10 protein-coding genes are annotated in these 9,996 nt (G+C 61.0%); 8 read left to right on the forward strand and 2 right to left on the reverse strand.

The window, feature by feature from the left end; all coding sequences use genetic code 11:
* Positions 1 to 132 precede the first annotated feature (132 nt).
* The 5 genes from VGE08_RS14605 to VGE08_RS14625 all read left to right on the forward strand — a co-directional run bounded on the left by VGE08_RS14605 (position 133) and on the right by VGE08_RS14625 (position 6,937).
* Complete coding sequence (locus VGE08_RS14605; protein ID WP_331068636.1) at positions 133 to 1,059, forward strand: SDR family NAD(P)-dependent oxidoreductase; 927 nt, start codon at positions 133 to 135, stop codon at positions 1,057 to 1,059.
* Between the two features lie 101 nt (positions 1,060 to 1,160).
* Positions 1,161 to 2,402: a hypothetical protein gene (locus tag VGE08_RS14610; protein ID WP_331068637.1), complete on the forward strand. Its 1,242-nt coding sequence runs from the start codon at positions 1,161 to 1,163 to the stop codon at positions 2,400 to 2,402.
* A gap of 25 nt (positions 2,403 to 2,427) precedes the next feature.
* Positions 2,428 to 3,873 carry an AMP-binding protein gene (locus VGE08_RS14615; protein ID WP_331068638.1) on the forward strand — a complete coding sequence of 482 codons (1,446 nt, stop codon included), beginning with the start codon at positions 2,428 to 2,430 and terminating at the stop codon, positions 3,871 to 3,873.
* The gene (locus tag VGE08_RS14620; protein ID WP_331068639.1) at positions 3,870 to 5,258 is read left to right on the forward strand and encodes an MFS transporter; all 1,389 of its coding nucleotides are present in this window, start codon (positions 3,870 to 3,872) and stop codon (positions 5,256 to 5,258) included. The genes VGE08_RS14615 and VGE08_RS14620 overlap by 4 nt, the downstream gene beginning before the upstream one ends.
* Before the next feature lie 47 nt (positions 5,259 to 5,305).
* Entirely contained in the window at positions 5,306 to 6,937 is a 1,632-nt protein-coding gene (locus VGE08_RS14625; protein ID WP_331068640.1) for a tannase/feruloyl esterase family alpha/beta hydrolase, read from the forward strand.
* Positions 6,938 to 7,010: 73 nt separating this feature from the next.
* On the opposite strand, the gene VGE08_RS14630 is transcribed toward VGE08_RS14625, so the two are convergent.
* Positions 7,011 to 7,142, reverse strand: coding sequence for a hypothetical protein (locus VGE08_RS14630; protein ID WP_331068641.1), 132 nt, complete (start codon positions 7,140 to 7,142; stop codon positions 7,011 to 7,013).
* 547 nt (positions 7,143 to 7,689) lie between these two features.
* Between VGE08_RS14630 and VGE08_RS14635 the strand changes: the two genes are divergently transcribed.
* From VGE08_RS14635 to VGE08_RS14645, 3 genes are all read left to right on the forward strand, one after another.
* On the forward strand, positions 7,690 to 7,971 hold the full coding sequence (locus tag VGE08_RS14635) for a hypothetical protein (RefSeq protein WP_331068642.1): 282 nt from the start codon (positions 7,690 to 7,692) through the stop codon (positions 7,969 to 7,971).
* A 188-nt stretch (positions 7,972 to 8,159) separates the two neighbouring features.
* The gene (locus VGE08_RS14640) at positions 8,160 to 8,468 is read left to right on the forward strand and encodes a hypothetical protein (protein WP_331068643.1); all 309 of its coding nucleotides are present in this window, start codon (positions 8,160 to 8,162) and stop codon (positions 8,466 to 8,468) included.
* A 385-nt stretch (positions 8,469 to 8,853) separates the two neighbouring features.
* Positions 8,854 to 9,474, forward strand: a complete 621-nt coding sequence (locus VGE08_RS14645) for a hypothetical protein (RefSeq protein ID WP_331068644.1) — start codon at positions 8,854 to 8,856, stop codon at positions 9,472 to 9,474.
* Here VGE08_RS14645 and VGE08_RS26565 read toward each other — a convergent pair.
* Positions 9,446 to 9,853 carry an integrase core domain-containing protein gene (locus tag VGE08_RS26565; protein ID WP_414717494.1) on the reverse strand — a complete coding sequence of 136 codons (408 nt, stop codon included), beginning with the start codon at positions 9,851 to 9,853 and terminating at the stop codon, positions 9,446 to 9,448. The genes VGE08_RS14645 and VGE08_RS26565 overlap by 29 nt on opposite strands.
* Positions 9,854 to 9,996 lie beyond the last annotated feature (143 nt).

Raw genomic sequence — 9,996 nt, forward strand, 5'->3', positions numbered from 1 at the left:
GCCGGGCCGCCTCTGCTCTGCACGGTGACACCGACGGTGTACCGGCCTGGACTTGGTGAATGACAGATCGGATGCGTTTGGTCGGTCGTAGGCGTCGCACAGTTGCGCGTAAGCACAGGGGACCTTTGAGCAGTGGGCAATATCGAGCAGATCAGATTCGACGGCCGAGTCGCGCTGGTCACAGGAGCTGGCACGGGTCTGGGGCGTGACTATGCCTTGGCGTTGGCTCAGCGCGGCGCGAGGGTAGTCGTCAACGACCTGGGTGCGAACCTGGACGGCCGCGGCCGTTCCAGTCAGAGCGCGCAGTCGGTGGTCGCCGAGATCGTCGCCTCGGGCGGCGAGGCGCTGGCAAGCGGCGCCAATGTCGCCGATGAGGAAGAAGTGGCGCAGATGGTGGCGGCAGTGCGCGAGCGCTGGGGTCGCATCGACGTACTGATCAACAATGCCGGCATCATCCGGGACAGATCCTTTCAGAAGATGACCCGCTCCGAGTTCTCCTCGGTGCTGGACGTTCACTTGCTGGGAAGTGTCAACACTACCGCCGCTGTGTGGCCCCTCATGCGGGAACAGGCGTACGGTCGGGTAGTGATGACGACGTCGATCTCCGGTCTGTATGGGAACTTCGGTCAAGCCAACTACTCGGCGGCCAAGATGGCGCTGATCGGCCTGATGAATACCCTGCAGATCGAGGGCAGGAAACACGGCATTCACGTCAACACGATCTCCCCAGGCGCCTACACGCGGATGGCGGACAGCGTCATCGATGAGACCCAGGCGCAGCTGATGGCACAGAACATGAAGTGCCAGCACGTGACGCCGGCGGTGATCTATCTCTGCGCCGAGCACGCGCCGCAGGCGGCGGTGCTGCTGGCCAGCGGTCGAGTCGTTTCCAGAGCATATATCGCCGAGACGGAAGGCGTGTTGATGAAAGAGGAGCAACTTACGCCCGAATCCATCGGCGAGCACTTTCAAGAAATCTCCGACCCCGATTCGTTGCGGCTTTATGGATCGATCGAGGAGCGCGATCGCATTCGCTTCTCGCACCTGAAGCGCTCGTAGAGCGAATCTTGCGACGGTGCCGATGCCAGCGATCCCGACGATCGGCCCTGCAGATGAGACGATGCGCCTGGATCGGTTTGGCTGAAACTGCGGAGGAATAGATGCGTGCAATTCATAGGCTGGCTGCGGTGCCGGCATTGCTTGTCTCATCGATGGTTGCCGCGCTCTTGCCTGCCGCAGCCGCGGAGCCCATCGCCTTGCAAAGCTTCCCGCCGACGGCGCGCGGATTCCAGGTGTTGGCCGTCGATCTGCACGTACACACGATATTCTCGGACGCCTATGTGTGGCCGAACCTGCGTGTCGAGGAAGCGCTGAATGAAGGGCTCGCGGCCATCGCAATCACCGATCACGCCGAAACCACGCTTGCGACTCAGCTGATTACGCAACCGGACACCGGCTTGTTGGACAAGAATCAGGCGTTCGTTCTGGCGGATCGGCAAGTGCGCGATGGCGGACTGCCGCTGACGGTCATTCCCGGAGCCGAGCTGACTCGCGGCATCGGGCACATGAATTGCGTGTTCATCCAGGATGCAAACCAGATGCGCAGCGCGTCTCATCCGGATGCCCGGTCCAGTCAGGACGTGTATGAGCACTTTCATACCGTGGGGCCAAAAACAGAGGCGGAAGTGGAGGCGGCGCTGCGCCGGGCCGAGCAGCAAGGAGGAATCTGCTTCCAGAATCATCCGTACTGGCCGGGCTTCCCCAGCTATGTCGCCCATCCCGAGCCGGTGCACCAGCGTTTCTTCGACCAGGGCTTGCTGCGAGGGATCGAAGTTGCCAATGGCGACAAGATGTTCCCGCAAGCCATCGATCTGGCCCTGAAGAACAGCCTGGCCATGCTCGGCAATTCGGACACCCACCGACAGATCAAGTGGGAGCTGGCGGCGAACGCTCTGCCGCATCGAACGGTCACGTTGTTCCTTGCGAAAAACCGGCAGGCCGAGTCGTTGAAGGAAGCACTGGCCAATGGCAGAACAGTGGCGTTGTATCGACAGACGCTGATCGGAAGGGAGGCGGACGTGGCCGACATTCTCGGCAGTGCTCTGACGATGACACCCGTGCAGGATACGACGCGCGATCCGGTGCGGCGGGTGCCGCGCTCGGTCATCGTGAAGATCGAGAACAAGGCGCCAGTGGAAGTCAATCTGGAATTGGTCGACGAGAGCATCGTGGTCAATCAGACGAAGTTCCTGCGCGTGCCCGCCGGCGGCAGCGTCTCTATGAGAGTGCTGGACGTCGATCCGGAGAAATTTGCCGGGCTCCGCTTCAGGGTTCTCAACAGCTACATCTCCAGCAACAGCCAGCTCTCCATCCCGTTGCCGCTGCAACGTGCCGGCTACTGAGCAGGATCAACGCGGAGCGAGGCGAATGCTGAGTTTCAGTCGTAGGCTTGCAGCGCTCGCCGCCGCGGAACCGGCCGCTGCGGCGGTTACTTGTGGTGCCCGAACGCTCTCGCGTAGCGAGCTGGACGTCTCCAGCAATCGCTGGGCAAGAGCGCTCTCCGCGATGGGTGTGCGCCAGGACCAGCTCGTGACGATTGCGCTGCCGAACAGCATCGAGTTCTATCAGATCACCGTTGCGTTGTGGAAAATCGGAGCGACGCCGTTGCCGGTGTCTTCCCGCCTGCCGCGCAAGGAACTGACTGAGATCATCCAGCTCAGCGGCACTCCCCTGGTGATTGGTGTCGAGCCGCAGTGGTTTCCCGACAAAAAAGTCCTGCCGCCGGATTTCACGCCGGATGACACGATCAGTGGCGAGCCCTTGCCGGATGCCGTCGCTGCACACTGGAAGGTCTGCACTTCCGGCGGCAGTACTGGGCGACCGAAGCTGATCGTCGACGCCCGCGGCACAGTCTTCGACGAGACTCTGGGAGCGTTCTTGCGTTTGCCCAGCGAGGAGGCGGTATGTTTGCCGGGGCCGCTGTATCACAACGCCGCATTCTCATGGTCACTGATCGCTCTGCTGCGGGGAAACCATGTCATCACCCTGCCCAAGTTCGATGCGCAGAGCACACTGCAGTCCATCGATGCACACGATGTTTCGTGGATCGGGCTGGTGCCGACGATGATGAACCGGATCTGGCGCCTGGAACCATCCATACGCGATGGCTACGACATTTCGACGTTGCGGACCGTGTTCCACAGCGGCGCGCCTTGCCCGGCGTGGTTGAAGGAGGCGTGGATCGGCTGGTTGGGGCCTGAGCGTATCGTCGAGGCCTATGGTGGGACCGAGGGCCAGGGCGTTACGCGAATCGACGGCGTGGAATGGCTGCGGCACAAAGGCTCGGTGGGCCGGGCATTCCCGGGCTGCCGCATGAAGATATGCGATGAGTCCGGCCAGGAAGTGGCGCCGGGCAGCCGTGGGGAAATCTACTTTCTGCCCGATGGCGGCCAGGGAAGCACCTATCGATACATTGGTGCCGAGCCCAAAGCCATCGAGGGTGGATGGGAGACGCTCGGCGACATCGGGTGTGTCGATGCCGAGGGCTATCTGTACGTCGCGGACCGCTCGAAGGATCTGATTCTCTGCGGTGGCGCCAACATCTATCCCGCCGAAGTCGAGGCGGCCATCGAGTCTCACCCCGCCGTCCGTTCGAGCATCGTGATCGGCTTGCCGGACGATGATCTTGGCCAGCGCGTGCACGCGATCGTCGATGCGCCTCACGGACTGAGCGAGGACGCGCTTAGAGCGCATCTCGCGGAGCAGATCGTTCGCTACAAGATTCCCAGGAGCTTCGAGTTCGTCAGTGAATCGCTGCGGGACGAGGCGGGCAAGGTTCGTCGATCCGGGTTCCTCCAAAGGCGCAGCGAATGACAGTGAACAGCGATGACCAGACGGTCGAGCCAGTGCCATCGCCGGTGGCCGCCTGGAGTGCGGTGGCGGTGCTCTCCGGGCTGTACATGTTCTCGTTTGTCGACCGGCAGATCCTGGTGTTGCTGATCGAGCCCATCAAGCACGATCTGGGGCTGTCGGATACCGGTGTCAGCCTGTTGACCGGGCTGGCGTTCGCCGCAGTCTACGCGGTGATGGGCGTGCCGATGGGCCGGGCGGCGGATCTCTGGTCGAGAAAGCGCGTGATTCTGCTCGGGGCGACACTGTGGAGTCTGCTCACGATGTTGTGTGGATTCGCGCGCGACTTCAAAGAAATGTTCGTGGCGAGAATGGGAGTGGGGCTGGGAGAAGCCGCCTTGACCCCGGCGGGTTACGCGATGGTGGCGGATCTGTTCGCGCCGGAGAAGCTGGCCAGAGGCATGAGCGTGTTCGTGATCGGCGGCGTGGTCGGTAGCGGCGTGTCGCTGATCCTGGGCGGCCTGGTCATCGATCTGGTGGAACGAGTGGGGGTGATCTCGTTGCCCATCTTCGGTGAGATGCGAGTGTGGCAACTGGCCTTGCTCACGGTCGGCACGTTGAGCCTGATGATGGTGATTCCGTTGATCTTCGTCACGGAGCCCGCCCGCAAGAAGTCAGCGGCCAGTGCGGAGTTGTCGACTCGATTCTCGGCGGTGCTCGGCTACATGGCAAGCGGCCGGAGTTTCTTCGTCTGCTATGTTCTCGGCATGTCGGTGGTCAGCCTGTACTTCTATGGCAGCTCCGCCTGGTTTCCGACGTATTTCATCCGAGTACACGAGTGGAGCGCGGGCACGATCGGCATGACGCTGGGCGCGATATCCGTCCCCTGTCTGTTGACGGGTGGGCTGACTGCGGGATGGTGCAGCGACTGGTTGGGCCGTCGAGGCGTCTCGGCGCCATCGATCCGGATTCTGGTGACGGTGGTGTTGTTGTCCCTGCCATTGCCGCTGGCGATCATCGCAGTGGCCTCCATCGAGGCCAAGTTCGTGTTGTTGGGCATCAGCTATCTGCTCTTCGGCGCCATCATCGTGATGGCGCCTGTGGCGATCCAGCTGGCCTCGCCCGTGCAGATCAGGGCGCAGGTCTCCGCGATCTATCTGTTGGTCGCCAACATGATCTCTATTGGCTGCGGGCCGACCGTGATCGCCGTGATCACGGATTACGGCTTCGCGGACGAGCTGCGCGTCGGCGCCTCGATCGCCATTGTCGGAACGATCTGTTTCGCGCTGGGCGCGGTGCTGCTGAATCGCAGCATCCATGGATTTCGCCAGACGCAGACCGCGCTGCGAGTCGCAGCCGTCGATGTCGGACTGCCGGCGTCTGCGAACGTCGAAGTGCAGCGCGCATGAGTGCTGGCACTCCTTGTGAAGAAGTCGGACTTCCCCCGAGAGATGCAATGAAGATCGAACAGACGCTCCGATACAAGAGCAGCATGGCGATTGTTTCTCTTGCGACGCTGCTGCTGACGCCGGCGTTCGCCACTGCCGACTGTCTCGATCTGGTGAACCATGAACTGCCCGGAGCCGAGATACTGCATGTGAATCTGGAATCCGCCGGTTCCTTCAACGCGCCCGATGGCACCACTCATACCGACTTGCCGTCGTTCTGCCGGGTGCACGGCGTGTCGCGACCCAGCGCGGATTCGCACATTCACTGGGAAGTTTGGCTGCCGGCCGCCAACTGGAGCGGCCGGTTCTATCAAGTCGGCAATGGTGCCTTCGCAGGTTCCATCCGCTATAGCGCGATGAGTTGGGGCATGAGAGGCGGCAACGCGGTGGCTGCGACCGACAATGGGCATCAAGCGCATCCCCTGGATGCCTCCTGGGCGTTGCGCCGACCGGAAAAGATCAAGGATTACGGCTATCGCTCGCTCGATGAGACCACCAGGAGCGCCAAAGCACTGATCCGGGCGTTCTACGGCGCCCCCGCCAAATACAGCTATTTTTCCGGCTGTTCCGACGGCGGGCGCGAAGCGCTGGTGCAGGTGCAGCGGTTCCCCCAGAGCTGGGATGGCGTCATCGTCGGCGGGCCTTTCTGGATCAAGCAACTGATCGGTTCGCTGTGGGCATCAAAAGTGATGTCCGACACGCCGGGCGGGGAATTGCCCCACTCACTGCTACCCTTGGTAGAAGCAGCGGCACTGAAGTCGTGCACGCCAGCGGCTGAAGTCGTGAATGGCATTGCCGGTGACCCGCGTCATTGTCCATTCGACCCTGCGACGCTCGTTTGCAGAGATGGTCAGTCTGAGGACTGCATCACCGCAGCTCAGGCGCAATCGCTCCGGAAGATATACGAAGGGGCCCGCAACCCGCGCACCGGCGAGGTCCTCCATCGGGGGCCGGCGACAACGCTGGAATCTCAGGCGACCAACGGCGAAGGCTGGGATGCGATCGTGGGTAGCGACCCTGCGCGGACGTTGGGTACTCGGTTCGCCGAACATTTCTTCAAGTACATGGTGTTCGACGATCCTGAATGGACATTCCGGCAGTTCGACTTCGACCGGGATGTGGAGCGGACCCACAACAAACTGATCGCGGGAGAGTCCCTGCAGTCAGTGATCGACCCTATTAAGACCGATCTGCGTGAGTTCCAGAACAAAGGCGGAAAGGTGATTTTCTACGCCGGTTGGGGCGAGCCGGCGGCGACGCCGGCGAACGTGATTCAGTACTACCAGGACGTGAGCCAACACAGTGGCGGGATGCAGCGGACACAGGAGTTCATGCGGTTGTTCCTGGTGCCCGGCATGCTTCATTGCTTCGGTGGCCCGGGTCCCAATGCCTTCGGCCAGCGGTTGCCTGCGTTACGCGAGGATGCGCAGCACGATATCCGACATGCGCTACAGGCGTGGGTCGAGGAGGGGCGTGCGCCGCAGAAGATCATCGGCACGAAGTATGTCGATGACAATCCGAACAAGGGAGTGGCGTTCACCCGGCCGCTGTGCCCCTTCCCCAAAGTCGCGCGCTACACCGGTAGAGGCAGCAAGAACCAAGCGGAGAACTTCCGCTGTGTGGATGGAACGCCGCCATGACGGTGGCGAATTGTAGCGGACGATTCATACAGCCCGGGGTGTGACGCCAAGTAGCCTCCTGATAGGTTTTCGATCAAGCGCGCGTAGGTGCGAAGTTCACGCTGTCGGATTTCCACGAAAGACTGTTGAAGGTCGGCAATATGCCGCCCGAGCTGATGCGCAAGGGACTCATGGCAACGTTGACGGAATAACGGGAGAGACTCATGAAGCGCTGGCGCTGGCTATTGCTCGCCGTTGTGGGGTGCGCTCAGGCCGTACTATCCAATAATTCGAACGGTATAGTTCCGAACCGAACGGGCTATAGTTGCTCGGATGTTTCGCTCCATCCAACCGCTCCAATTCCTCCTGACGCTGCTTGCCGGCTGGCTCAATGATGTGATCGAGCATCCGAGGGAAGATGCGCCATGAACGCATGAGACTGATCAAGCGATGCTATATCAAAGATGAGGGGCGGCTGTGGTCCGCAAAAATTGGATCGTGGCCTCGGGGCTGGCCAGCTTGTGTAACTATGGCATGATCCCGGCGTGCTGAGTGCGTTCTCCGTTAACGTTCGACTTGCCTGGGACCTGATCCAGTGGTGCCGGGCGCCTATTTCGGCCGCGCGAATCGTTGGAAGCGGAGATCCTATTTCTGCGCCGCCACCTGGCGCTCGTACTGTCCAATAATTCGAACGGCGTAGTTCTGAACCGAACAGGCTATCCTTGCTCGGATATTTCGCTCCATCCAGCCGCTGCAATTTCTCCTGACGCTGCTTGCTGGCTGGCTCAATCGTCGGCAGCTGGGATGTGATCGAGTTCTTGAGGGAAGAAAGTCGGTTGCTGAAGGAGCGCCTCGGCGGTCGACGCCTGCGATTCACGGATGCCGAACGCCGTCGACTTGCACGCAGAGCGTATGCGTTGGGGCGCAAGCCGCTCAGCGAACTCGATACGTTGGTCACGCCGGATACGCTGATGCGGTGGTATCGAACGTTGGTCGCACAGAAATGGGCCTACCCTCACGCCGTGGACCCGGCCGCCCCCGAACGATGTAGGTGAACGTCCAGCTCATTGTTCGCATGGCACTGGAGAATCGATCTTGGGGCACGTGAATTCAAGGCGCGCTGGCGAACTTAGCGCATGATTCTAGCCGCGGCACGATCGCGAACGTACTGAGCGAACATGGCATTGATCCGGCGCCCGAACGAGGAATGCGCACGTCGTGGTCGACCTTTCTCAAGGCGCACTTGGAGAGCATTGCGGCCACGGACTTCTTTACGGCCGAGGTTCTCACGCTGCGCGGCTTAGTGACGTACTACGTTCTGTTTGTGCTCAACCTGGCGAGCCGAACGGTGAAGATTGCGAGGATTACGCCTCATCCGCATGGGGCGTGGATGGTGCAGATGGCGCGCAATCTCACCGATGCCGAGGAGCCGTTCCTTCGGCACACGCGGTTCCTGATCATGGATCGAGATACGAAATATTCCGCAGCCTTCCGCGCGGCAGTCGGGAGCCAATCGAGCCGATCCGACTGCCGCCACGATCACCAAATTTGAACGCGTATGCGGAGAAATTTGTGCGCTCGGTAAAGGGAGAGTGCACCCAACGAATGGGCTTTCTTCGGCAGATCATCGCTCGAGCGCGCGCTGACGCAGTCCGTGGCGCACTACCACGAAGAGCGTAATCATCAGGGGGTGAGTAATCGTCTCCTGAAGGACTCCAATCGCCCTATCCATCGAGGTGGTCGAGTAGAGCGCCGGGAGAGACTCGGTGGTATGCTCAACTTCTACTATCGAGAAGCGGCGTGACGCCTGAAATTTCAGACATTACGCGGTGCACTTGACGCGGGCTATCTGGTAGCTTACGGGGGAGGACATCGACCGCTGGCCGGGGGGCTCCAGCTCGCCTACATTTTGCGCGTGCTGGCGTGCGGTGCATTTCGTGGCGAAGAAATCAGAGATGAAAGCAGAAGGCCGTCTGGACTCCGAGAGAGTCGTATCGGAGGCGGTGAGCCAGGACTTCAGCGCGTCCGGCCGCTCGCTTTCGTTCGAACAGATGAGCGAGCTCATCGGTGCGATCTATCAGGGACCGCTCGAGTCGGTTCCCTGGGGGGGCATGCTCGGACTGCTACGCCGGCATCTGCGAGCGAATTGGGCAACGCTGATTCTGCGACGAGCCTCTGTAGAGCGTCCGGCGCTGCTCATCCGCGACGTGGGGCGCGGTCCGGAAGTCGATCGCTCGCCCTACAATCATTACGAGGTGTTCTCGATGGATCCGTTCGTCGGCCTGCCGCCGGACCGGGTGGTGACCATCGATGAGATGATCGATACAGACAAGTGGATGCAAGGCGAGTTCTATAAGTCATTCATCCAGCCGATCAATATCCGTTTCATTCTTGGCGCCGACATCGTCGCCGACGACGGCGCGAACTGCCGACTGCGGATCACGCGGGCGCCAACCGAGCAGAATTTCTCCGACTGGGACAAGGCGCTGTGCCAGGCGTTGCTGCCCGTAATGTCCGAAAACTCCGTCGTCAGGCGGCTTCTCGATGATAGAAGTTGAGCATTCCACCCAATCGCTCCCGGCGCTTTACGCGACCAACTCGATGGGTAATCCCGTCAGAACGTTTCAGTAGGCGATTCTGTAGCCCCTGATGATTGCGCTCTTCGTGATAGTGTGTCACGTAGTGCGTCAGCGCGCGCTCGAGCGACGACCTGCCGAAGAAGACCATTCGTTGGGTGCACTCTCCCTTTACCGAGCGCACAAACCTCTCCGCGTATGCGTTCAAGTTTGGCGAGCGTGGCGGCAGTCTTATCGATTCGATCCGCTGTCGAGTCAGGGCGGCACGAAAGCTTGCGGAATACTTTGTATCTCGATCCATGATCAGGAATCGCTTGTGCCGAAGGAACGGCTCTTCGGCATCGGTGAGATTGCGCGCCATCTGCGTAAGCGTTAACTCCGAGGCGTTCTTCCGATCTATTCGCGCGTGCGGACAATGCCGCTCCAGGTCAACCACCACTGGAGTGAGCGATGCAGACGATGCAGACGATGAAGCGACGACGGCTGAGCGCGGATGCCTGGTCC

Origin of the sequence: Steroidobacter sp. (assembly GCF_036406195.1) — a bacterium.
Classification (GTDB): domain Bacteria; phylum Pseudomonadota; class Gammaproteobacteria; order Steroidobacterales; family Steroidobacteraceae; genus Steroidobacter.